15 protein-coding genes and 4 pseudogenes are annotated in these 24,242 nt (G+C 59.1%); 2 read left to right on the forward strand and 17 right to left on the reverse strand.

Annotated elements, in window-relative coordinates:
• Nucleotides 1–248 precede the first annotated feature (248 nt).
• The 16 genes and pseudogenes from IB250_RS13585 to IB250_RS13660 form a co-directional block, all read right to left on the reverse strand.
• Nucleotides 249–1,412 carry an alginate O-acetyltransferase AlgX-related protein gene (locus IB250_RS13585; RefSeq protein WP_192344452.1) on the reverse strand — a complete coding sequence of 388 codons (1,164 nt, stop codon included), beginning with the start codon at nt 1,410–1,412 and terminating at the stop codon, nt 249–251.
• On the reverse strand, nt 1,412–2,821 hold the full coding sequence (locus tag IB250_RS13590) for an MBOAT family O-acyltransferase (RefSeq protein WP_192344453.1): 1,410 nt from the start codon (nt 2,819–2,821) through the stop codon (nt 1,412–1,414). Before IB250_RS13590 ends, IB250_RS13585 begins: the two co-directional genes overlap by 1 nt.
• Before the next feature lie 18 nt (nt 2,822–2,839).
• Entirely contained in the window at nt 2,840–3,514 is a 675-nt protein-coding gene (locus IB250_RS13595) for an alginate O-acetyltransferase AlgF (RefSeq protein ID WP_192344454.1), read from the reverse strand.
• Nucleotides 3,511–4,179, reverse strand: coding sequence for an SGNH/GDSL hydrolase family protein (locus IB250_RS13600; protein WP_192344455.1), 669 nt, complete (start codon nt 4,177–4,179; stop codon nt 3,511–3,513). Before IB250_RS13600 ends, IB250_RS13595 begins: the two co-directional genes overlap by 4 nt.
• A 17-nt stretch (nt 4,180–4,196) precedes the next feature.
• Nucleotides 4,197–8,057: a cellulose biosynthesis protein BcsC gene (locus tag IB250_RS13605; protein ID WP_192344456.1), complete on the reverse strand. Its 3,861-nt coding sequence runs from the start codon at nt 8,055–8,057 to the stop codon at nt 4,197–4,199.
• Nucleotides 8,033–9,274 (reverse strand): cellulose synthase complex periplasmic endoglucanase BcsZ, encoded by a 1,242-nt coding sequence (gene bcsZ, locus IB250_RS13610; protein ID WP_192344457.1) that lies wholly within the window; start codon nt 9,272–9,274, stop codon nt 8,033–8,035. Before bcsZ ends, IB250_RS13605 begins: the two co-directional genes overlap by 25 nt.
• Nucleotides 9,275–9,281: 7 nt before the next feature.
• A complete protein-coding gene (gene bcsB, locus IB250_RS13615; RefSeq protein ID WP_225603493.1) occupies nt 9,282–11,585 on the reverse strand; it encodes a cellulose biosynthesis cyclic di-GMP-binding regulatory protein BcsB in 2,304 nt (767 codons plus the stop codon).
• Complete coding sequence (gene bcsA, locus IB250_RS13620) at nt 11,582–13,813, reverse strand: UDP-forming cellulose synthase catalytic subunit (protein ID WP_192344459.1); 2,232 nt, start codon at nt 13,811–13,813, stop codon at nt 11,582–11,584. Before bcsA ends, bcsB begins: the two co-directional genes overlap by 4 nt.
• Entirely contained in the window at nt 13,810–14,940 is a 1,131-nt protein-coding gene (bcsQ, locus tag IB250_RS13625; protein WP_192344460.1) for a cellulose biosynthesis protein BcsQ, read from the reverse strand. Before bcsQ ends, bcsA begins: the two co-directional genes overlap by 4 nt.
• A gap of 672 nt (nt 14,941–15,612) precedes the next feature.
• Nucleotides 15,613–16,989 carry an NfeD family protein gene (locus IB250_RS13630; RefSeq protein ID WP_192344461.1) on the reverse strand — a complete coding sequence of 459 codons (1,377 nt, stop codon included), beginning with the start codon at nt 16,987–16,989 and terminating at the stop codon, nt 15,613–15,615.
• Between the two features lie 181 nt (nt 16,990–17,170).
• Nucleotides 17,171–17,515 (reverse strand): cupin domain-containing protein, encoded by a 345-nt coding sequence (locus tag IB250_RS13635; protein ID WP_192344462.1) that lies wholly within the window; start codon nt 17,513–17,515, stop codon nt 17,171–17,173.
• A gap of 34 nt (nt 17,516–17,549) precedes the next feature.
• Nucleotides 17,550–17,774, reverse strand: a pseudogene (locus IB250_RS13640) (Rhs family protein); the annotation flags it as partial.
• 20 nt (nt 17,775–17,794) lie between these two features.
• Nucleotides 17,795–18,750, reverse strand: a pseudogene (locus IB250_RS13645) (OprD family outer membrane porin).
• A 135-nt stretch (nt 18,751–18,885) separates the two neighbouring features.
• Nucleotides 18,886–19,889: pseudogene (locus IB250_RS13650) on the reverse strand (MBL fold metallo-hydrolase).
• 71 nt (nt 19,890–19,960) lie between these two features.
• Complete coding sequence (locus IB250_RS13655) at nt 19,961–20,614, reverse strand: hydrolase (RefSeq protein ID WP_008075462.1); 654 nt, start codon at nt 20,612–20,614, stop codon at nt 19,961–19,963.
• 338 nt (nt 20,615–20,952) lie between these two features.
• Nucleotides 20,953–21,162 carry a response regulator gene (locus tag IB250_RS13660; protein ID WP_192344464.1) on the reverse strand — a complete coding sequence of 70 codons (210 nt, stop codon included), beginning with the start codon at nt 21,160–21,162 and terminating at the stop codon, nt 20,953–20,955.
• Between the two features lie 82 nt (nt 21,163–21,244).
• Between IB250_RS13660 and IB250_RS13665 the strand changes: the two genes are divergently transcribed.
• Together IB250_RS13665 and IB250_RS13670 are read left to right on the forward strand one after the other, a co-directional pair.
• Nucleotides 21,245–21,943 carry a hypothetical protein gene (locus IB250_RS13665; protein ID WP_192344465.1) on the forward strand — a complete coding sequence of 233 codons (699 nt, stop codon included), beginning with the start codon at nt 21,245–21,247 and terminating at the stop codon, nt 21,941–21,943.
• A gap of 350 nt (nt 21,944–22,293) precedes the next feature.
• Nucleotides 22,294–23,089 (forward strand): annotated as a pseudogene (locus tag IB250_RS13670) (SDR family NAD(P)-dependent oxidoreductase).
• 552 nt (nt 23,090–23,641) lie between these two features.
• On the opposite strand, the gene IB250_RS13675 reads toward IB250_RS13670, so the two are convergent.
• Entirely contained in the window at nt 23,642–24,208 is a 567-nt protein-coding gene (locus tag IB250_RS13675) for a TetR/AcrR family transcriptional regulator (protein WP_192344466.1), read from the reverse strand.
• Nucleotides 24,209–24,242 lie beyond the last annotated feature (34 nt).

Genomic DNA, 24,242 nt, shown 5'->3' on the forward strand with positions numbered 1-24,242 from the left:
TCCGCATTTGCTAGCGCAAGGGCCAGATCCATGCCTCGTTGCTTAGCGCTATATAGAGCTTCATGCACCAGTGAGATTGACGTTGTTCCTTTGTCCAGGATGTTCGTCATAAGTTCTCCGTGGATGTCTGACCGTTACTCACTGTATTGCTTGCGCAGTTATCTCGCCAGCGAGACGATTTTTTGGCCCAAACGCTCATGCAAGCTGATGGCTTTGACCATTGCTCGTCACGTACCAGAAAGCGTCAACTACTCGCTGGTGACTTTAAAATCAGAGGCAATGGGGTCGATGTAAGCCGACTGCAGGTCCCGCTCCGGGATCTCCCAGATGATTTGCTTTGGCGGCGTTTCTTTGTAGGCCGGGTTGTTGAGGTAGCTGTTTGCCGCGCCAGAGAACGCTCCGCCGTCTTTGGCGAAGTTACCCACGGGGGCGCCCAGTGCCTGCTGCAGAAACCCTGCGAAGTTGGAGTTGCGCGAGAATGAGGTGCCGATGAGCGCGGTGTTGGGGAGGTCGGCATTGCCAAAGAGGTCTACCTCTGTATCAGGGCTGTCGGCTGACGCAGCGGGACGTTCGTGGGTGCTGGTTTGGGCGACCATTTCGGGTGCGGGTTGCCATTTGAGCGGCAGCCAGTCGATGCCCGCCAGATGGACCAGATCGCCAGGTCGCACCGCGAGCGGGGCATGACTTTCGTTGAACGACCTGCGTGGCGTTGCGCTGATGCCCAGGGTCTTCAGGCGCTGGGTGATGGCATCGGCCGCCGCCTTCGCGCCGGATTCGCTCCAGTGCGTATCGGTGCGCAACCAGGCACTGGCCCCCAGTGGCATTAGCGCACCGGTGAGGTCCAGATTCGGCACGCCGCCCACATCTAATTTCGAGGCCCAGGTCTGTATGCGCCCTTCGAGAACGGCTGGACGGTGCAGTGCGCAACGCTGCTCAGAAGCGATGCGGCTCTTGTCTGGAACGATGACCACCAGCAGGCTGATGTCACGTCGGGAGAGCTGCTGCTTCAGATCAATCACTGCCTGGACTTTGGCATCGGCATTGCGCTGCGCTTGATCATTGACCTTGAGCTCATCGGCCAAAAACAACCAGTCAGGACAACCCGAGCGAACCCTCGGCCCGGTGTCACCGAGGAGCAGCCAACTGGCACCGCGCTCCAGCTCGGCGAAGGTCGTGGGGAGTTGAGCGTTCGACAGTTCCTTGGCGATCCGATGCGTGATATCGCCGTCAAGAATCTGCGGGGTCAGCACTTTATCGGGTAACAGCGAGATCTGCCCTGAAACGATCAGACGACCAGAGGACAGCAGTCCGACGAACAGGAATATCAGCAGCGCCACGCCTGCCAACCGACTGCTGCGTGTCGCCAGATCATCTGGCGGAGTGGGGGGCAGGGTGTGCTTTAGGTTCGTCATCAGAATTGGAAGTACAGGAAGGGGACGGTTTCGCGACTGGCGATCAGTGCGAACGACAGCATTAAACCGGCGATGGGCCAAAGGGCGGCGGTGTAAAACGCAATGCCGCCCAGTTGTTTCTCACAGTAAGGGCGCAGCAGCGGTGCGACGATTCCGAACACACCCAGCAAGCCAGCAAGGCCGTGTACCGGGCGCAGGGTCGCGGACAGTTCATCACCGAGGGCGATGCCCTGCAGGCCGAATTGCCCGGCATACAGGCTCAGCGCGCTGTGAAAGTCGGGGGCACGGAACAGTGTCCAGGCGAGGCAGACGAACAGCAGTGTCAGCCCATGGGAAAGCACCGGCGGTACCGGGGGTAGGGTAGAGCTGTTCCAGGCACGATTTACACACAACGCAACGCCATGGGCGCTGCCCCACAGCAGATAATTCCAGCTATCGCCACCGTGCCAGAGGCCGGCGATGGCCATGATCAGGAACAGGTTGCGATAGGTTTTCCAAGTGCCGTTGCGATTGCCACCCAGCGAAATATACAAATAGTCACGTAACCAGCTGGACAGCGACAGGTGCCAACGACGCCAGAAGTCCTGGATGCTGTTGGCCAGATACGGACGGTCGAAGTTCTCGGGAAAGTGAAATCCCAGCATCAGTCCTAGCCCAATCGCCATGGCACTGTAGCCGGCGAAGTCGAAGAACAGTTGCAGGGAGTAGGCAAGGCAGCCAACCCAGGCGTCGGAGAAGCTGGGGTTTGGCAAACTGAACGCCACATCGACCACCGGCGACAGGGTGTCGGCCACCAGCACCTTCATGCTCATCCCGACCATGAACCGGCGTGCGCCCAGCGAGAAATTCTGCAAGTTGAAGTGACGCTGATTCAGCTCACGCCGAACCCAGTCATAGCGAATGATAGGGCCGGCGACCGAATGGCCGAACATCGAGATATAGGTGGCGTAATTGATGAAGCTGCGTTCGACCGGCACGGTGCGGCGGTGGACATCCACCAGATAGGAAATCGCCTGCAATACGATAAACGATAGCCCGGCCGGCATGATGACCCGCTGCCAGTCCAGCGGCATGGCGCCATACCAGGTGACGGCATCGATCAACGTGCCGGCGACGATGTTGGCGTACTTGTACCAGCACAGCACCGCCGTGTTGAGCACGATCAGCATCACGAGTAGCCGCACGCGGCCCGTGCCTTTTTCCCGCGAGGCGTCAATCAGCAAACCGCCGGCCCACGCCGTGATCGTCAGCACCACATGCACGGCGAGGAACCGGGGGCTCAACCAGCCATAAAACAGCCAGCTGCCGATCAGTAGCGTGACGTTGCGCCAGGCGGCTGGGCACACTGCATAAGTGCACAAGAACAGCGGCAGGAACAACGTCAGAAACTCGAGAGAGGCAAAAACCATGGTGTTGGCGCGATCCGATCAGTGGGCCAGGACGTCAGTCGCGAGCAACAGGTGCGGACCCGTTGCGCCAGGTAGCAGCACAACGCTGTAGCGCTCGCCGGCCTTGAGCTGGCCCAGGTCAAGCGGGGCACCGACGTTGGTTTGGGCGCAGACCAATTGAACCGACAGGCTGACCGGGTTGATCGCACGACGTTGTACGCTGCCGTCGGCCACCTCCTTGAACAGGTCGGCGTTCTTCCCCGTAGCGCGCAAACCAGCCTGGGCGCACGCTGGGTCGGCGCTGATAAACGCCAGCGAGGCTCTCAGGCTATTGAAGTCGTCGGGTTGCTCACGGATGACGACCTGACGGATACCTTGAGCGTTGTCTGGCAAAGCGATCACGCTGGCGAATTCGCCTGCTGCCACCTGGATGTCCAGCGGCTGGCTTTTGCCGTTGCGTTCCAGGGTGCCCTTGATCGGCTGGTTGGCGGGGACGGGCAGATAGTCAGACACGGCATTCGAACCCTCGAGTCTTAGGCTGGCCTGTGAGCCTTCGGCCAGCAGCTGCAACGGTTGGTCAGCAGCGTTGATAAAGCGCAGGAAGGCTGAGTCCTGATCCGGGCCCGTCGGGTACAGGGCAATGTCGGCGGCCTGGGCGTGCAGGCTCAGCATCAAGGGCGCCAACAACGCCCAGCCATATGCGGATCGGTTCATTTTCCGGCTCCTGTACTGCTGACGGTGTTGGCGGGCAGTTTGGCCAACGCACCGCCAATCGCAGTGCCCCATGCTTGATAACCGGCGACGGTGAAGTGCTGCCCGTCGGTGGTGATCCATTGCCCGGGTTTGGAGAGCGTCAGCGAATCGATGTAGGTGCAAGGCGCCACGTTCGCGGCCAAAAACTGCGACATCAACTGGGTGCGGGCATCATTCTTCTGGTACATGCCACCGGCTTTGCCCCAGGCCGGGCCCACCCAGGCGCAACGGGTCCCGGTGGCCGCGATGGCCTTGGCCAGGCCGGTGACGCTTTGCCATGCCCAGGCCTTCGGAAACACTGGTTTGTCATAGGACGCCATGGTGTCGCCGATGACCAGTACCACCAGATCGGGTTTGTCGGCGGCGATCAGGTCCTGGATCGGTGTGGTGGTTGCCTCGCGTCCTTTGATCACGATCTTGTCGTTGCCTTTGCGCTCGGCGCCGCAGTCGACCTTTTTGCTGATCAGCCAGTCGCCGGCGCTGGCACCGCAGGCACCGATGGAATGAACCTGGGCGCCTTGGCGAGTCAGGTTGTCATGCAGCGGCTCCAGCAAATGGTCCGCGAGGCTCATATGGCTCTCCCCAAGAACAAGGAGGGACAGGCCGGCAAGGGCAGAAGTGGGCATCGAAAGCTCCAGAATGATCAGTTGGAATAAGGCGAGGTGTACGGGCTGACCGGCAGGCTCATGGGGGCGCTGATGTCTTCGAACTGGTAGCGCAAAGACAGGGCACCGCTGAGTTGTTGGTAATCGTGGGCATTGTCCAGGCCCAGATTGGCGCCCAGCAGGAAGTTCGAAGCGACCTTGTATTCAGCCGCCGCGGCGACGCTGTAGCCGATCCCGGTTTTGTTTTGCCCTTCGTAGCGCAGCCCCGAGGCCGCTTGCAGGGCTTTGTCGTTGGGGAAATAGTCGGCGCTGTCCTGCTCGAAATGCTGCACGCCGACCGAGCCCTTGACTTGATACGTCAAGCGCCCGGTGCGTTGTGCCCAGGTCACCGGAATGCCCAGGGCAAAGAACGTCTGCGGGCTGAAATAGCCGCCGTGGCCATAGGTGAAATAGTCCTGATTGTTGGCGTAGCTGATGCCGGTCATGCTCAGGCCGACGGTCAGCTTGCTGTCCGTTGCATTTTGCAGGTACCAGTAGACGCCGCTGCCCAGTTCACTGCGGCTGTTGGACTCGACATGGTTGCCCAACAGCTGGTGCCAGGAGGCGTAGCCATAGGCGCCGACTTCGTTGTCGTCAAAGCTCAACTGGCCACGCCCGCCATTGGCGGTCACGCCGCCCCAGGACTGCCCGCTGCGTTTGTCCGTGGTGCCGGCAAACGAGGTGACGCTGTCAGTCACCGGACGCCGGGAAACGCTCACGCCGTAACGGACATTAGAGGAGTCGCTCACGGGGCGATCAATGCTGATGCCGCCAGTGGCGGTGGTGTATTTGAAGCCGAGCGGGGTGGTGCCCAGATCAGCTTTGAACCCATCCGCGGGCCGTTGAATAGCGACGGAAAGGCCGACACCCTCGGCTTTTTGCGAGCCGACACCGTCGCTCTGCGCACCGCTGCCAAAGCGCGACAGTGCATTGCCGCTGACACTGCCGGCGTTCAGCGAGACCGGCGTCACGCGCAGGGCGACGCGGCTTTCATCCAGCGGGATATTGATTTCCAACGGTGTTTCAATATCGGTCAGTTTGCTCAACCCCGACTCACTGTTGTTGCTGCGAATGCTCACCCCCTGGGTGACGTAGGCACTGCGCTCCTGAAGGATTTTATTCAGCGCCAGTTGCGCGGGGCTGATGTCCTCGCTCACCAGTGCTGCGCGCGGCAGCTGCGACTCGAATCGATTGCTTGCCTGCTGTGGCCGTGGCGGGGCGTCGATGCCAAAAGGGGTGTGAGACCTCACGCTGCCCGGCATCTCCTGAACCGGTGGCGGGATCGCCGCCAGCAAGGTGTCGCGACTGACCTCGTTACGCGGACCTGACACCCCGGCAAAAGGGTTGGGCGCCACCGTCGAGCCGGCCAGTTGGCCTCCCTGGTTCCTGCGTTTCTCGCTCTGTTCAATGGCCACCGCTTTGCGCAGCAGATCGGTCGCCGTGCCGGTCTGGCCCATGTTCTGGTAGCGGCGGGCGGCCTCTGTCAGCGTTTGAGGGTTGCCGGATTCAGTCTTGAGCAGCTGTTGCAGTGCCTGTTCGGCAAAGGCCGTGTCCTGTGCCAACACCGCCGCGTCGGCGGCACCCAACAGCAGTTGTGGGTCGTTTGGCTGACGTTGTAATAGCGGTTTGTAGAGTTCGAGGGCTTTTGCCGTGTCACCGTTGGCCGAGTACATCCGCGCCAGGGCCGCGACGGCAGCGCTATCACCGGGACGTTGCGCCAGTGCGGGCGCTAGCGTGTCATAAGCGCTGGCCAGATTGCCTCGTTCACGCAGTTGGTCAGCCTGGCGGATGCGATAGAGATAGAGCAGGTCGTCGAAACGCTTGCGAGCCGGTGCGTTCAAGGGCCTGTTCTGAAGGTCGCGCAGAATCTCGTTGACCTGTGCGTCTTCTCCGGTTTTAAGCAGGACCGCCGCGTATTGCAGGATGAAGTCCGCCGAGGGCGCCGTGGTGTTTTGCAACTGGCCGCGCATGAGGGCCAGCGCACGGGTTGGCTCGCCGATGTCGACATACGCCGAGGCCAGGCTCGCCATGCGATCGGGACTGTTGTTGGCCGTCGGCAGAATACGATCGAGCAAGGTCAGGGCTTCCTGGCGCTGTCCGCGCTTGCCCAACTCGATCGCCTGGCGCAGTTGCAGGTTGAGGCTGACATCAGCGGCCAGCGCGTCCATGTCCGGGGTGCGCTGGTCAGGGCGCAAGCGTCCCAATGTTGTCTGGGCGGCTTTCCACTCACCCATCTGCACCGACAGCAAGGCGCTGACGTAAAGCGCATCGGCATTGTCGGGGCGGGCCTGGAGCATGGCGTTGATCAGGTCCCGAGCCTTTTGCGGTTCGCCCATCGCCAGGTTCAGGCGGGCCAGGGCGAAACGTGTCCAGATGTTGTCCGGCTCAACGCGCAGCGCGTCTTGCAAGGCATTGCGCGCAGCGGGCAGGTCGTTGCGTTGTTCGGCGAGGGCGGCCAGTTGCGTCGCGCGCAAGGCTTGCAGGCGCGCGGACTGGCCGATCTTTGCCTGTCCGGTGGCGGGCAGGCTGTTGATCAGTTGCAGGGCTTCATCGTTCTTGCCGCTCTTGAGCAGCACATTGACCAGTCCTTCCTGTGCTTGAGGGTCGTCGCGGCGCTGGTTCAAAATCTGCCGATAGTTGCGCTGAGCGTCATCGAACTGGCCCGCGCTGGCCTGAATATCTGCCAGGGCGAGGCGAGCATCTACCCCGTTTGGATTGAGCCGCAGTGCCTGGTTGACCAAGACCTGTGCCTGGGCTGTCTGGCCTTTGGCCTGGGCGTCGCGGGCCTGCTGCAATGCTGACCAGTAGCGCACTTCGTTCAGCGCAACTTGCCAGCGGCTGCCGTCGTTTTGTCGTGTGGCCTGACTCAAGAGCTTTTCCGCTTCGGCCAGTCGGTGTTGCTGCTGGCGAATAACCCCAAGGCCACCCAGTGCGTCAGCATCATCGGGCCGGGTTTTCAAGCGTGCTTGAAAAGCCTGTTCGGCGGAGGCCTGATCGCCTTCTTTGAGCGCCTTCAGGCCGCGCGCGACTTCGGCAGGCGGTTGCCATTCCTTGCTGGCCGTCGTTGCCACCTGTTGCTTGCTCTTGTTCATCTGCGCCCGGATTTCCACGTCATCCGGATGCGTCTTGAGGTACGCCTCGAACAACGGCACTTGTGTCGGATTGGGCGGACCGATCCAGGTTAGCGCCAGGCGCCAGCTTTCGTCGGCATCACCGGCAATGTCGGCACGCTGGGTCAGCGCGGCCAGGGCGCGAATACCCTCGGCACGGCTGTCTTCACGGCGCACCAGATGCTTGGCGTAAAACAGCGCGACGATCGAGTCGTTGGGCATCTCACGTTGCAGGCGCTCAAGTCCGCTGCGTGCCTCAGCCCAGTCAGCCTGATTGAAGGCAAGGTTGTTGTAATACTCGCGGCCGATCGTACCTTGAGGTGGACGGCCATCGAACAGCGAGCGAAACACGACGGTCGCCTTGTCACGCTCACCGGCATCGACGAGGCGCCGAGCCTCTTCCAGACGCTGCTGGTTCTGCGGTTGGGCCACGCTGATGTCCTGCGCCAATTGCAGTGCCTGCCGAGGCGGTGGCTGGATGGCCTGCAAGCGGGCGAGGTATTGCTGCGCCTGTTGTGGCTTGCCCTGTTGCACGCCAATCAAGCCCAGGCCATACAGTGCGTCAACCTGGGCCGGGTCCAACAGCAGGACTTTCAGCCAGACTTCCGCCGCGCGTTGAGGGTTTTTGTGCAACTGCCAGTACTGCCCTTGCTCGACGAGTAATGCCTGTGGTGTCGGACTTTGAGCGTGTGCAGCAGCCGTCCATGCGCTCATGACGGCGATGGCTAGCGTGCGGTGGTGCGCGTGCATGCGGTCTCCCAGGAGAGTTTCAGCGTTCCGTCTTCCCGGAATCGGTAATGTTTATCTGCCCATCCGAGGGCGAACAGGCTGAGCATGAAGTTGTAGTAACGCGGTGGACCGGCTTCGCCATCAGGCCTGGCCAGTGCCTCGTGCAAGGCGAGCTCCACGCGGCGTCGTTGCTGATCGGCCAACCCGGGTTGGCCCTTGGCCTCAAGGTAGGGAATCAGTGCCGCCCAGAATCCGAACGGGCTCTGACCCTGAACAGTGCCGTGGAGAACCTGGACTGTTTCCGGGGGAGAACCCGTTGCGACAGTGCTGCGGGCCATGCCGTCCAGCCGTTTGAGCAGGCGCGCTGCCAGCGGTCCAGAGGTATCGCTCATGCCCAGCCAGAGGTACACGCGAATGGCATCGTAGCTGCCCGTGTCGCCGTGGATCGGGTCGCTTGTGAAGGCACCCGATTGCGCTGAAGTGCCTTGATAACCGACCCAGTCAGCGACGAAACCGTGGCGGCTTGATTGGGCAATCATCGTCGCGGTGTTGTTGGCAATCGCTTGCCAGGGCCCGGAGGGGGCTTCCTTGGCCAGCCGTCGTAACAGTGGCAGTGGCAGGTAGCTGGGATTCAAGCGCCAGAGAGCGTCCGGCTGGACGAAGCCCTGTGGTCCAGGCAACACCATCGGGCCCAGACCGGGGAGCTTGACAACCAATTGCGCTTCAATCGTCGCCATCAGGTGCAGGGCGTTCTGGTGATAGTCCGGCCGATGCCACAGGCGTGCGGCTTCGAGCAAGGCGTAGGCGATCCACAGGTCGGCGTCGGCGGCCGAATTGGCGTCTTGCAGGCGCCACTGACCGTCCGTGCCTTGCCCCCATAACCAGCCCGGCAGGCGTGTGGCGGTGGCGGAGCCTACGAGGTTGGCTGAGGTCCAGCGCCAGAGTTTGTCAAAGCGTGGCTGATCGTTGCCGATCAGTGCGAAGAGCATGCCGTAGGACTGCCCTTCAGAGGTGCTGTGATTGTTCTCCTGGCTCGATTCCAGAACCCGGCCGTCGGCCTGGACGAAGCGCGCTGCATAGGTTTGCCACAGTGGCCAGGCTGGCGACTCACAGGATTTCCCGGCCGCTATCGCAGGCGCCAGCAGGGCAAGCGCAAGCACGGCGCCCAACCTGCGCGTGTTACCGCGCAGGCACTGGCGAAGTGAAATACCCCCGCTGCTCATGGACGACACAGGCATGCGCGGCTCATTGACCAAGACGACGTTTGGCCCGTAAGCGCAGGGCCAGGTAGGCCATCGAAGCAAGCAGCAGGATCCCGAGGAGCGTGAACAGCATGAGCGCCATTACGTTTTGCGAGAGGTACCACTGCAGATAGCGCAATGGGCCCAAGCTCCCGACGTAGTAATCCTGCTCGGCGACCAGTGACTCGACATGCTTGCCCCTGACCACCACCAGACTGCCTTGCAACTCGCGGGCGTTTTCTTCGCTGCTGAGCAGGGCGTTGGTTACGTCGGCCAAGCCGTTGGGCCTTGCGCTGGCGATAAACACCACACTGCGGCCACTCTTGAGCGGCGATTCGAATCCAGTCAGATAAGCACTGCCGTCGTCAGCGGTGAACCTGAAGCTGCTGCGCGCTTCACGCAGATTGGTTTTCGTATCCGGGCTGATCCAGTTGCGCAGACGCAAGGGCAGGTCAGACAGTTCAAAGTACTGCGCAGCCTCTTCGCCCTTGGCTGGCAGCAGGTTTTGCCATTGCGCAAGCAGCGGCTGATTGTTGCCCGAGGCGAGCACCAGCAAATCCCGCTCGCTTTGCTCGGCCACCTGGTCGGCGTGGACCACCTTCACGCCGGTGGCCGGATAACCGGTGGAGTCGCCGAAGCGGCCCAGCAGGGTCAGATAGGCGCTCAGATCGGCCGGGCCTGGGTCGTTGGGCAGGATCACCGAGGTTTCAGAAAGGTCGGCCATGCGAGTGAACGGGAAGCCACTGTCCTTGAACACCCCAAGGTTGGGCATAGCCATGAAATGTTCGTATTGGCTGAGGTCCAGGGTCGAGTCCGGGTCGATCACACCGCGCATGTTGTCGATGATGATGTCGCGGCATTCGCCCTGTTTGATGTAGTCATACATGAAGCGAAATTGCAGGCGTGATTGCAGCGCTACGGAATTGAGCGGCAACAGCATGCGTGACGTACGGGCCAGACTGTCATCGGTTTTGAGCATCGCAAGCAGGCTGTCGCTGTTGCCGAGTTTCTCGATAGAAGGCAGATCGATCGACTTGATGAAGGTGTCGTTGAAGTTGACCAGCAACGAGGAATTGGTGGAGACCGGTTGCGGCGTATAGCGGTATTTCAGGTCAAGTTGCGCACCGGGCTCACGCCAGTTGAACAGGTCGGGCGGCAAGCGCAGCGCAACCGTCATTTGTCCCGGGTTATAACCCGACACATTGAGCTCTGCGGGCGTCGCCAGTTCACCCAGGCGAACCGGCCGATCGGAGGGCAGCCAGTTAGGCGCGTCATACGGTCGGCGTGGCTTGAGCGAGTCGATCCGGTCGATCACTACGCTCTGCCCGGAAAAGGCCGAGCTACCGAGGGCCAGCGCTGTGGCGGCGACCTTGAGATCGGCGCCATCGCGCCCGGAGACAATCAGCAGTTTGCCCTGAGCATCATTGGGGTTGCTAACGAGTGTCAATGTCGGCCCCGTGGTCTCTTTGATCGGTAAGCCACTCATGGTCGTTGATTCGCTGCCGCTGACGAACACCACGGCGTTGCCGTTGGCCGGCAGGCTGGTGAGGCTGGCGGGGAAGGTGGCGCCGCGGTAGCTGGCCAGGGCGCCAAACCAGGACGACAGGATACCGGCGGCCTCAAGCTCAGGGCCGCCCGGGCGCGCGGCGAACACGAAGGGCAACTTCAGGGGCGAGGCGTCTCGACGATCGAACAAGGGCAGCGGCAGGGCGGACAGGTCGTTGGGCTGTTTAATCGAGGACACCTGGAGGCTCAGCTGGCTCTCGTTGCCGATCCTGGCCCACAGACTGGAGTGCAAAGGGTCTTCACATTGCATCGTGTAATGACCGATGAACTGCAGGCTGAGCCGGTTGAATTCGGTGATGGTCTGCGGCGGAATCTGCACGGTCCGGGTCTGCAATTTACCGGCCTCTTCCTTCGGCAGAGGCAGGCTGGCGGCCACTTGATCGTTGACCAGCACATTGATCTGCGAAAGGTCGGCCAGCAGCGCCGGTGAGTAGCTGTACTGCAGCGTGACCTGCGCCGCCGTGACGACTTCATCGGCGCGCACATCGAAGTTCACACTGTCGGTAGCCTCCACGCCTTTAAGGGTCATCGAATAGCTTTTGCCCAGCTCCTTGAGGGTGCGGGTGTAGCTGTTGCTCGGGGCATCGGGCCCGGGCAACGCTGTGACCGGCATCATCGCCGGCTCTGTGGCGTTGATTTGGGCGGCAGCACTCAATGCCCAGCTGCTCCAGCCCACTAGCGAGCAGGTGATCAGCATGAGTGAGCGACGAGGAAGAAAGGTCCGGCGAGTGGAAGGCTTCAAGATCGTTGCGTGTCCGCGGTGGAGTCGATAGGTGATGGAGTGTCCGGGCGTTTGCGTAGCAGCGCCTGGCCGTCCTTTAGGGTTGCAATGAACAAGCGCAGGATGGCGCGCAAGCCAATGCTGCTGACCTCGCGCAACGCCGACATGGGCGCGTCGAGGCGGCCGTTACCCCACGTATTGGCCCAGGTGTCGGCCCGTGAAAAGGTCAGTCGCACCAGCTCACTTTGCTGGCGCAGGGTCAAACCCTCGAATTTCACGCCTGCCACGTTGTCGTTGCTGAAGATCGTTGTTGCGGGAAAGAGGCTTGAGGGAGGTGTGCGCAGAATGCAGAGCCGCAGCTTCTCTTTGGCGCTGAGCTGAACCTGCGGTGGCAGTGTCAGACCCACGCCGTTTTGTGAGAAGTCCCGGGTTATGCAATCGAACGATGTGCCGTCTTCGCGATAGACGCGCACGGGCAGATCCGCGGGCACCCTGGGCTCGTTGCGCACCTGAGAGGACTCAGTGGCCACCGCCACGGCGGTGCTGACGATGATGATGTTGTACACGGTCCAGGCCAGGTTGATCAGCAGGGTAGTGACCTCGGCCGAATCACTTCCGACCAGTTTCACCACGCCGATCGCCAGACCGATCATGTTCAAGGTCAGCAGGACGATGTAAGGCCGCGCGAGCTTCCAGTTGAAATAGTCCTTTTCGACGGTGCCGCCCTTGTCGGTTACGTTGAATTTGCCCAGCGAAGGGCTGATCAGGGCCAACAGTACCGGTCGCATAATGTGCCAGGCCAACACCGACTCATACACTTCGTTCCAGAAGGAATGGCGGAAGCGCCCCTGGATGCTGGAGTTGGTCAGGCTGGAGTGGAAAATATGCGGCAGTACATAGACCGTGACCATCAACGCCGAGGCATGGAAAATCTGCGCGTCGAAAAACAGGTAGGCCAAGGGTGCGGTCAAGAACACCAGACGGGGCAGGCTGTAGAAAAAGTGCATCATGGCGTTGAGGTAGCAGATGCGCTGCCCCAGGTTCAGTCCTTTGCCAAATAACGGATTGTCGGTCCGAAAAATCTGCACCATGCCCCGCGCCCAGCGTATGCGCTGGCTGATGTGTCGGGAAAGGCTTTCGGTGGCCAGTCCCGCCGCTTGTGGAATGGCGAGGTAAGCAGTGTTGAAACCGCGGCGATTGAGCTTGAGTGCCGTGTGCGCATCCTCCGTCACGGTTTCGGTGGCGATGCCGCCGACTTCCAGCAAATGAGTCCGCCGGATGACCGCGCAGGAGCCACAGAAGAATGCTGCGTTCCACAGGTCGTTGCCGTCCTGCACCAGGCCGTAGAACAGCTCACCTTCATTGGGTACCGAGCGAAAGGTATCGAGGTTTTTTTCGAATGGATCGGGTGAATAGAAAAAGTGCGGCGTTTGCAGCAACGCCAGGTTCGGGTCCTTTAAAAACCAGCCCATGGTGATCTGCAGGAAGGAGCGGGTGGGCACGTGGTCGGCGTCGAATATGGCAATGAACTCGCCATCGGTGACTTTGAGTGCCTCGTTGAGGTTGCCGGCCTTGGCATGTTGATTGTTGTCGCGGGTGATGTAGTTGACACCAATCTGCTGACAGAAAACCTTGAATTCCTCGCGGCGTCCGTCATCGAGCATGTGCACCCGCAATTTGCCCTCGGGCCAGTCCATGGCTTGAGCGGCGAGCACCACCAGTTTGACGATACCCAATGCTTCGTTATAGGTGGGAATGAAGACATCTACTGTCGGCCATTCAGCGGGCGGCTGTTGCAGAAACTGCGGTTTGCGGTGCAGCGGCCAGGCGGTCTGTACATAGCCGAAGACCAGGACGAGCAGGGCATACAGTTCGGCCAGCACCAGCCCGTAGCCAAATACGGCATCCTGCCAGTTGTCGAAATTCAGGGTGTCGGACAGGCGCCAGTACATGTAACGCAACGAAGCGATCAGCGAGAGGGTGATCAGGGTCAGGATCGCCAGACGCCCGGCTTGCTTGCGGATGACCAGGCTGGCGGCAAAACAGACGGCGGCAAACGCAGCCTGGGAATACAGATTCAGCGGCGCAGTGAGGATGCCCAGCACCAACAATGCCGCGATCAGCCCGGCTGAGATCTTCAGGCTTTGGCGCCAACGCACGGGCCATCGACTGACGCGATCCTGGAAAGTATCCAGTAGCTCCTGCAACCGCCACGTCTTTGGAGGTAGCTGATTCAGCTGGGCGGTCATGGCGTGCCCTGCTGGCTGGTAGCATCCGCGAAAAGCAGGGCATGGACCGCGCCTGACAGCGAAAGAATGTCCTGACAGCCAATGCTCAAAGGCGCGTACTGGAGGAGGTCCCGACCATAGGCCAGCGACTCGTTGAACTGGTGATCGAGATGAATCGTCCCGATCAGTTCAGCGCCGAGCCGCCGCACAAACAGCACGCCCATGTCCCTGCTGAACGAACGTGAGTCATCCCGTTGGTTGAGCACATACCGGTGCCGTTGCGCGCGTCGTCGGGTGGTTTCCAGCCACTGGGTCATGGTGTCCAGTGCCAGGTAGGAAGCCGCGTCGGCCACCGTCATCACCAGCACCAGGTCCGCAGCGTCGAGTGCCTGTTGCGAATAGACGGTCGCACCCGAAGGCGTGTCCAGGATCACGGTATCGTTTTCGCTGAGGTCCATTGACGCAAGGTGCTGATTCAACCAGTCAGAATCTTCAAGCATCAACTGCCTGAGCAAGCGCCGATCGTTCATCTCGCCAGTGCCGAAGGGCAGGCACTCACTCTCGCTAAAGCCCGGCAGGCGATGAGCGCCCCAGTTTGCGCCTTGCTCTTTGAGCTGGATCAGCCCGGGAACCTGCCTGGTGATACCCAAGTGGCTGGACAGCGCGTTCTGAGGGTCCAGATCAATCGCGATGGTGCGCCCGCCGGGGTGCCGAAGTGTTTTCGCGAGGCCAGCGGCGACGGTGCTTTTACCCACCCCACCGTTCGCCGAAACAATAGCAATGACCTTCGCCTTGGTCCGCTTGCGAGTCGTTTCTGGCAGACCGTCTCGACGAAACTGATTGAGTTCACGCAACAGGTCGCTCAATCGCTGACGGTCACCCGTAGCAGAACTCGCAGGTGGCTCGGTCAGGGGATAGGACTTGGGCGCGCCAATCAATAAAGAAGGCTGTGGCTCGTCCAGTAAAAACACAGGGGGCGTTGGCGTTGATGTTGGGAGAGGCAAGGCTACCGACGGTTCTGGCTCAGCCAGTACAGGTGTAACCGGGTCGTCTTTGAAATCTTTATAGTTCGGTTGTATTTCCTGGTAACTTTGCGCAGTGGCGCCAAAACGTGTGAAGAGTTTCGTAATATCGTCAACATATTTCATGCGTTGTACCAGGAATGAAATAACTCAGAAACTCAGCATTCCATTAACTTAACAAAGTTTATGCGTCGTCTTGGCGTTGGCAGAGTGCCATTAATCTAGGATGCCGGCGTCTGGGTGTCAATGATTGTTATAAAAAGTCAGCGATGCCTGTTAATGTTAATTTGAGTGTTATTAAGATGTTATGTTATTCGTGGGAAGTGTGGAATGTTAGATTGCGCCTGATAATTACGGTTCGTTGGCTGTGTGATGTGGTGATGGGTAATGGGCGTGTTTGTTCGGGGGCGGCGCGATGGAGTGTTGACTTCCTTCAATGATTTGATGCAGGGTTATGCGTTAAATAAGTTGGCTGATGTATTTGAAAGGGGTAGTGACGATTTCAATAATCTTTATATACCTTGAAAACAAATCCATTCTGCTTCAGGAATAAAAGAAGCCCTTGGGTTTCAATATGTCGGACGCTAGATGGGAGTTTCGTTTCCCGCTCCAGGCATTAAAAAATGGATCTCTGAAAAGAGGTCAGTGGAAAGCTTGGCAGTGGGAATGGCTGACAACAAAAAGCCCGCGCATGGCGGGCTCTCTGTATGGGGTCAAATCCTTTTGTCCGTTCAATCTGCGCTCCGTAATGTGAGGACTTCGTGAAAAGCATGTCGCTGGAACGAAAAAAAACTCGCATCAATCTCCTCGCGATGGCGTTTCCTCCAGCGCAACGACCTCCAGCATCACGCCCGTGCGCGCCACTACCCGGACCTGCTGGCCCAGGTGCAGGGGCGAGCGGCTCTGTACTTGCCATCTTTCGCCCTGCAATTGCACCCAGCCGCTCATCGGCAGACCCGGCAGCAGTCCCGTCACCGTGGCCTGACTGCCGACCAAGCCCGCATCGCCGCTGACCAAGACACGGCGTCTGGCCTTGAGCGCCACGCCGACCAGCGTCATCAGCAACAGGGCGCTGATCAGTGCCATGCCGATGATCAGCGTCAACGGAATGCCGAAGCCCGGTACATCGGTGTCCATCAAAATCACCGCGCCCACTACAAAAGCAACCACCCCACCGAAGCCGATTACACCGAAACTCGGTAGAAACGCCTCGGCGATCATGAAGGCGATCCCTAGCAGGATCAGTCCGACCCCGGCGTAATTCACGGGCAACAATTGCAGGGCATACAGCCCCAGCAACAGGCAGATGCCACCGAGCACCCCACCAACACCCGACCCTGGGTTCATGAATTCGAAGATCAAGCCATAGACCCCGAACATGATCAGCAGCAACGCTACGCTGGGGTTAGTGATCACCGCCAGCAGTTGTGTGCGCCAATCAGGCGCATGGTCGATGAGTGCAGCCCCGGCGGTGTTCAGCTTCAAGTTTTGACCAGAGACATTCAGGCTCTTGCCGTCCAGTTGCTTGAGCAGGTCTGCCACGTCATTGGCCACATAATCGACCACCTTGAGTTTGAGCGCTTCGTGGGCCGACAGGCTAAGCGATTCACGTACCGCTTGTTCGGCCCAGTCGGCATTGCGTCCGCGGAGTTGCGCAAGGCCACGGATGTAAGCCGCCGCGTCGTTGATCTGTTTTCGAGTCAAGGCATCTTGCGGTTCACGCGCAGAATCCTTGTCGGTGGTGGGTGAGCCCGGCGATTCGGGCGCGGTCCCGGGCAGGCCGCCGATCTGCACCGGTGTAGCAGCGCCCAGGTTGGTGCCGGGGGTCATCGCGGCAATGTGGCTGGCATACAAAATATAGGTGCCGGCGCTGGCCGCACGTGCGCCACTGGGAGCGACGAAACTTGCCACTGGCAAGGGGCTGGCCAGAATCGCCTTAATGATCAAGCGCATCGAGGTATCCAGCCCCCCGGGGGTGTCGAGGCGGATGACCACCAACTGCGCGCCCTCGGTCACCGCACGCGCCAAGCCGCGCTCCACGTAGTCGGCACTGGCCGGACCGATAGCATCGTTGACGGTCAGTACCACGACACTGCCTGCCGCCATCGTCGAACCCGTCGGTAACCCCATCAGTATGATTAGCAAGAACAGGCGGCACCACCAGTGACTGTTCACGGGACCTCCAGTTGCGGGTATGACAGCCTACAATCCTCACTCAAAGCGTAGTTGAGTCAGTCATGGGTGATGCGGGCGCGGAGGTTAGTCCATTGCCTATGGAGATAGGGACGATTCTGAACATTTCGAACGTTTGGCGTTGAGTCGCGTATCAGGCCCGACCGTGTTGTCGGGCCTGAGCTTACGGTTGCCTGACAATATCGACCGAGATCTCCACCGCCGCAATCGTGCCTCTGTTCTCAAGCCAGTGTGTGGTGTTCCTATCCTCGGGCCAGCCCACTCCCGGCCCATAGTCCGTGGCGACTCCATTTCGATGGTCAGTGATCGTTCCTTGCAGTATGTAGACGGTGCCTGGTCTGTCTTTATGGTTGTGAATCGGCCCGAAGACGCCTCCAGGCTCGATGGTCACCATACGCATTCTAAGTTGGCGCCCTGCCATGCCCTCGATCTCAGGGCCGAGGTCTACCGTTGCAAGTAACTTCACCGCAACACCTTTGGTCTCAGGTGCCTCCTGTTCGTTGCTCATCGTGCTCTCCTCTCTGCCTGACTAGAAGTACACATCCTAAAAGGTGTAATCGGTTGCCTTTGACGTTGGCCAGGTTCGCGGTTGGTTGTTCGCCTTGGCCGAGGAGGTTGCCTACCGGGCCATGGACGAAGCTTTCCGGGGTGGTGCCACGGACGTTGATCAGGCGGTCGAGCGGATCGTAGTGATAGCTGCGGTTGCCTTTGCGGCTGTCGTCGATACCGGCAAGGTTGCCGTTGGCGTCGTAAGTATAGCGGCGCTGGGGGCTAATACCTTGAAGGCTCAAAGCGATCCCAGCTTGAGCGGGTACTCAATAACCACATAAACCCGATCGATGTCATCGCCGGCCTGAGCGTTATTTGCTCGATGCGTCACATGGGACAGCTGCACGGACAAGTCCTTGGCCGGGCCTGACTGCACGATGTAGCGCAGGTCTATATCGCGTTCCCAATGCCGGCCGCCATCCCCTTGTTGAGGTTGGTAATCGCCAGTGCGCGGGTCGAACGGGTTACAAGCGCCGCCCTTGGGTGCCTGGGTACCGTCGATGCCACGCCCGGTCACGTAGCGGGCCATGAATTTCAAGCCGGGCAGGCCGAAAGTGCCGAGGTCGAAGTCATAGCGCACCTGCCAGGAGCGTTCATGAGGGCCGTTGAAATCAGCGTACTTGATCGAGTTGGCCAGGTAGATGGAATCATCACCGACGAAGTCGAAGGGTGTGTCGCCGTTGATTTTTTGATAGGCGAGGGTGAAGGCTTGGGCTCCGGTGGTGTATTTGCCCGACAGGCTGTAGGCGCTGTTATTGATCGCTCCTGCTACGGCCTCGCCATAATCCTGAGTGTGGTAAAGATTGCCGTCGAGGCCAGGATGGTGCGAGAGGCTCGCAACTTCAGGGTTCCACCACCACTGGAGTAGTTGTCTTCGCTGCGTCCGTCATGATCCAGAGGCAACAACCCCGTTCCGGAATGCCCCTTGCCGCCGTCCAGTTTCAAGCCGAGAAATCCATGGGCGTCGATACCCACTCCAATCATGCCAGGGGCGAACCCGGATTCGAACGAGGTGACGAAACCCTGAGCCCATTCCTGTTTGTAACTCTTGTCTGCCGGCGAGGGCGATCGATAGTCATTGTTGAGGTAAAAGTTTCGGCTGAGCACCTCAAGCGTCGACCCTGCCAGCAAACCTTGTGCGGTGGGTGCGGGCTCAGCGGCTATCGCGGTTCCGGCTGTACTGGTGAGCAACATGCCCAACCATAAGGGCGCCCAAGGTCCGGTCGCGTTGAGATTTTTGGATGCATATATCTGCACTGCACACGGACCTTTATATGCAGGGCGGGAGTGGGAACTCCCGCGGTGAAGTCGGGTTATGTCCAGGGGGGATCACTGGATCAGCGGAACATTTTCGGTCGCTGGTAAGGACCGTATTCGACGGGCACCCAGGCGAAGGCTTTTTCGCGACCGCCGATATGCCCGATACCAGGGAAGGGCAAGTGAGCACCAGCAACCCAGGTACGGTCATGAGCGACCTGTTTGAACAGTTTTTCACGCGTCACGACGGCCTGTTTACCCTGGACATCGAAGCCGATGCTCACTTCTGGATGCTGGAACTGCACGGCGAAGCTGTGGACCAGGTCACCCATGAGCAGAATGCTCTGGCCGTTGGAGCTGAACGTGTAACCACTGCTGCCGGGTGTATGGCCGGGCAGGCTGACCGCGGTCACGCCGGGCACCAGCGACTGCTCGGGGGTGAAGGTTTTGAACCGGTGGACGGCGACATAGGGGGCCACCGATTTACGGGCGACCTCGAAGAAGCCACGGGCGTCTTTTGGGGCCTTGTCCAGATTTTCCTGGCTGAGCCAGTAATCGGCCTCCGGTTTCGCTGCATACACGGTGGCGTTGGCGAACACCGGCTCGTCCTTGGTATTGATCAGGCCGCAGACATGATCGACATGCATGTGGGTTAGCAACACGGTATCCACTTGCTCAGGTTGGTAACCGGCAGCGCGGATGTTGTCGGGCAGCCAGCCCGCGGTTCCGCCGAAACAAGCACCGGCACCGGCATCCACCAGCACCAGGTTTTTACCGGTGTTGATCAGGAATGCGTTGAACGCGGTCGGCATGCCTGGGGTAAAAATGAACTTGCGTTCGAGCATGGCGCGAATGTCTTTCTGCGAAAGGCCTTTGAGCAGCGTCGGCCCGAGGTCGCTGTAGCCATCGAACAACGCGGTAACTTCGTATTCACCCACCGCCAGGCGCTGATAGCCGGGGGCCTGGGTTTGCAGTGGCGGCGGTGGCGCCGCCTGGGCTTGATTGCCTGCAAACGTGAGACCCAGGGCCATCAGTGAGCCCTTGAAGTAGGAGGGGAGGTGTTTGAGAAGACTCATGGCTTGCGTCCTGGTTGCAATGAGAAAGGCGTGAAAAAGCGGCTACGCCTGTGCGCAGCCGCTGTCATTGCTCAATGGCCTTCAGAGGCCTGGAACATGGTTTTGGCGTAGATCAGCCCCAGGCCGTAGGCGCCGCCATTGGCGATCGAAGTCTTGACGGTTTCCTCGTAGGTTTCGCTGCGAGCCCAGTCACGTTGCAGCTCCAGCAGATATTGCAGTGCTGTCATTGGGCGGGCGCCGATTTGGATCATGCGTTGCACGGCCATTTCATGGGCTTCAATGGAGACATCGCCACAGGCATCGGCGATGAAGTACACCTCAAAGCCTTGATCGATAGCTGACAGCGCCGGGCCGACGATGCACACGGAGGTCCACAGACCGGCGAGGACGATTTTCTGTTTGCCGAAGGCGTTGACTTCTACGGCGATGCGTTCGTCTTCCCAGGTGTTCATGCTGGTGCGGTCGATCACTTTATGGTCCGGAAACACTGACTTGATTTCGTCGAAGATCGGGCCGGAAAAGCTTTTTTCGGCAACGGTGGTGAGGATGGTCGACACTTCGAAGCCCCGGGCGGCCTTGGCTACCAGCGCGGCGTTGTTACGCAGGGTCACAGCATCAATCGACTTGGTCGCGAAGGACATTTGCGACTGATGGTCGATCATGATCAAGGTATGGTCAGTTGGGGTAAGAAGGGTTTTGCCTGGAGCTGCTTTTGCTAGGGCCATGATATTTTTCCTTAAGTATTGGCGAGGGTTTTTTGGGTTGCTCGACGACAAGTGCCGTTGAGCTGATGAAAAAGTCATCGGGTCTTTCGTGGGGAGATGGTCACACATTCCACAAGACCGAGATTGAACAGGTGTGCTGTGGTTTGGGATGTTTGTGCGCGTGCGGTTTCTTGATAAGACAGCGGAACGCTTATCGGGTGACGGCAGCGATGGGCATCACTTGACGACTGCAGGTGAGGGGAAATGATTCACGCCCAGAGATGTGAACCTGTAGCGGCCTGAATGGCGGTGCTGTCGAGTGGTTCCGGCACAGGTGAGGGCGCGAGCACTGGCGGTGTTTATCCTGATGACTCTAGTGCCGGGGTTGAAGCGCCATCTTTCATGGCTTGCACCGACATTGGGATGGTGCCGAAACCGGTCATGAAAATGACCGGCCACGGATGCCCGCATTGTCCGAGCGTCGATTGCAGTTCCAGCCCTGTCGCCTCGGGCAGGCTTATGTCCAGCAACAGGTAAGCGGGGCCGATGTTGAGATCAGCGTCAAGCAACTCCTATCTCGGCGCTCACCCCTTCAGAATTTCCTGCCGGTGACGACAAACTCCGCACATTCCTTTGGGTCGTGAGTTGTTCATGAAGAAGATTGCTGTCCTGATGTTTGCCGTTCTTTTCCTTGCCGGATGTGCCAACCAGAAATTCAAGCCCGAATACCGTACCCAGATCCACACGGTAAAGATTCTCCCGGTTGCATGGAAGCCCAAGGAAATGAGTTACATGGGACGTGAACAGGCATGGGGCGCTGCATTGGGCGCAGGTGTCGGTGCTGGCGTAGGGATGGCAGCTGGTGCATCGAACCTGACCAAGGCTGCTTTGGGAGGGGCTGGATTTGCCGCAGGTCTGAAGGCAGGTGACCTGGCTTCGATGTCGACGGTTGATGCGATTCTGTACAACATGGAAACAGCGGATATCGATCTGGGCGAGTTGGTCAAAAAGAGTTTCGAGGAGCAATTGACCGCCACCGGCCGTTTCAAGATCGTGGGTGAAAACGAACCGGCCGATGCGCAGATCGAATTGACCGTCCTGAACTGGGGTTTCGCACTGACTCAAGGCTTCAGCAGTGTGGTCTACCCGACGATTGCCGTGAGCGCTGTCATGAAACGCGGCGAGGAACTAATCTGGCAGCGCAATGAACCGATCACCGCATTCAACGGCGCCAATACCTATGGCTATACGCCGTTGCGCTATCGCACTGAACCGGAGTTGCTGCGTACTGCGTTGACGGGCGTTTCGCAAATCGTAGATAGCTATCTGGTCAAAAACTTGAACGAGTGATCGCCGGTCTGATTGCATCCATGTTCAAGTGTTTTATCGCCTGACGGAATATCGGCAGCTTTAATCGCGTGGAGATAGGGAAGAACCAGTTCGCTCTGAGATACGGATAGCCGTTGCAGGTCAGCCAGTGTCATCGGGATATCCTTGTGTCATGCGTTCATTGTTGCGTGTGGAGCCTGAGTAGTTCATGAGGTAAAGGCCTACTCGACTGAGCGCGCATACAGGCTATCAATGCATCACAGTCTGGCCGAATGCTGCCGCTCACAATCTTTAATGCATCGATGCGGGCAGCTAGCATCTACTCTGGACTGTCAGACAGTACTTCCTGTGTAACCCTGTGGAGCATTGCAATGTTCAAAAACTGGAGTGGTCAGGTCGCATTGGTCAGTGGAGCTGGCAGCGAACATGGGGTTGGTCTCGCCATCGCGCGACGGCTTGGGGACTCGGGCGCAAAGCTGATCATCACCGGCAGCAGTGCCCGTATCCATGATCGCGTCGCGCAACTGACCGCGGCAGGTTACGAGGTGCAAGGACGCGCTGCAGATCTCACTCAGCCGGCTCAGGTCGTCGAACTAGTGACTTGGGCTGAGTCGCTATGGGGGCGAATCGATGTACTCGTGAACAACGCCGGTATGGCGATTCAGGGTGAAGCCGAAACATTTTCTGAAGTGGCCAATATGAGCGTCGATGTGTGGAACACTTCGATTTGCCCGTAATCTGACCACTGTATTTTTGCTGACCCGCGCTGTGTTGCCGGGTATGCAGAATCGTCGTTACGGACGCATCGTCCATATCAGTTCTACGACCGGCACCCGCGTCAGCAACCCTGGCGAGGCCGCGTATGCGGCGGCGAAAGCGGGGATTGTGGGGATGAACATGAGCTTGGCGCTGGAAGTCGCACCATACGGCATCACCGTGAACTCTGTTGCCCCTGGGTGGATCGCAACGCAGTCAAGCACACCTGAGGAAGTGATCGCAGCGCAGTATGTTCCCGTCGGGCGTGCCGGTAGACCAGAGGAGGTCGCTGCGGCGGTAGCTTTTCTTGCTTCTTCAGAGTCCAGCTACATTACGGGCGAGCTTCTCGTGGTCGACGGGGGCAACTGCCTCTCTGAGAACAAAAGCCCCCGTGAGGGCAGGGGAGCTTAAGTCTTTGCAGTTTGAGGAAGCGATATTTGAATACCGGCGCCGCCAAGGAAAGAGACGTGAAAGGCTAGTGTTCCCCCTGGGTATTCAATGGCGCGACGACACCTCGAAGAATTGGTTTCCACGTTTTTCTTCGAGAACAAGGAAGGCGCTGACGCGCCTATACGCTTTGAAAATGAAAATTTTCCGCCTTTATCGGCACGAGTAGCCATTACGGTTTCAAAGCTCGCTGCGTTTGAAGGCTTAGAGCTTATCCCGATATAGGGGGAACGCCATCATATTGGCTTCGACTGACCACTCCTGGCCGATTCTGTTGAAAAAGTCGATCCCTCAAGACTGCCTGCATACGGACTGCTGAAAACGCCTTTATTGCGCGCAGCTACGCGAAATCTGAGCCCGGAGTCCTGTGCTCAAGGCAAAGATTTCAATCTCAAGCACATACTTTTCAGCCGTGGAAACCATGATCGACTTTTTCAACAGAATCGGCCGATTTCTGCCTCTGACGTGGGGCAGCGTGCGACCCAATACGGTCGTTTCGTTGCTTGCTAAGTCATGTCATAGCTCAACGAGCTGCAAACATCCCTGTTGACAGGCTGTGAGAATCTCTTGCGCCAACTGGTCATCGGCCACAGCTCGAGCTAGCGCCAAGCCACCAATCATCCCTACGGCAATTTGCACAGCATGCTGGCGTGTATCCGTCTCTGTCGTCGATTTCAGTCCGGATTCCAGGCGTGTAATGAAAGCTGCGAGCACTTGGGTGTAGCTCTCCTGGATGGTTCCGTCCTGCTGAGCAGCATCATTGACCATGAAAGCTAACGGACAGTGCATACGGCTTGCATCCCGATGGTCCATGCGCAGATAGTCTTTCACTACCTGTTGTAAACCGTCTTTACCAGCCTCTTCCAGTATCGCGCCCCCCGCGTTCGCGGCATTTCTAATAGCTTCGGTGTAAAGCTCCGTTTTGGATGCGAAGTGACTATAGAAGGCCCCCCGGGTCAATCCGGCACTCTCCATAATTGAGTCGATAGTGACTTTTTCGAAACCTTCCAGTGCGAAGAGTCGCGCTGCGCTATCCAGAATCATCTGTCGAGTGGTTGCGCGCTGTGTAGCAGGCCAGGGCATACATCTTCTCCTCAGTAAAGCGTGAGATGGAGTA

Origin of the sequence: Pseudomonas sp. PDM09 (assembly GCF_014852305.1) — a bacterium.
Lineage (GTDB): Bacteria > Pseudomonadota > Gammaproteobacteria > Pseudomonadales > Pseudomonadaceae > Aquipseudomonas.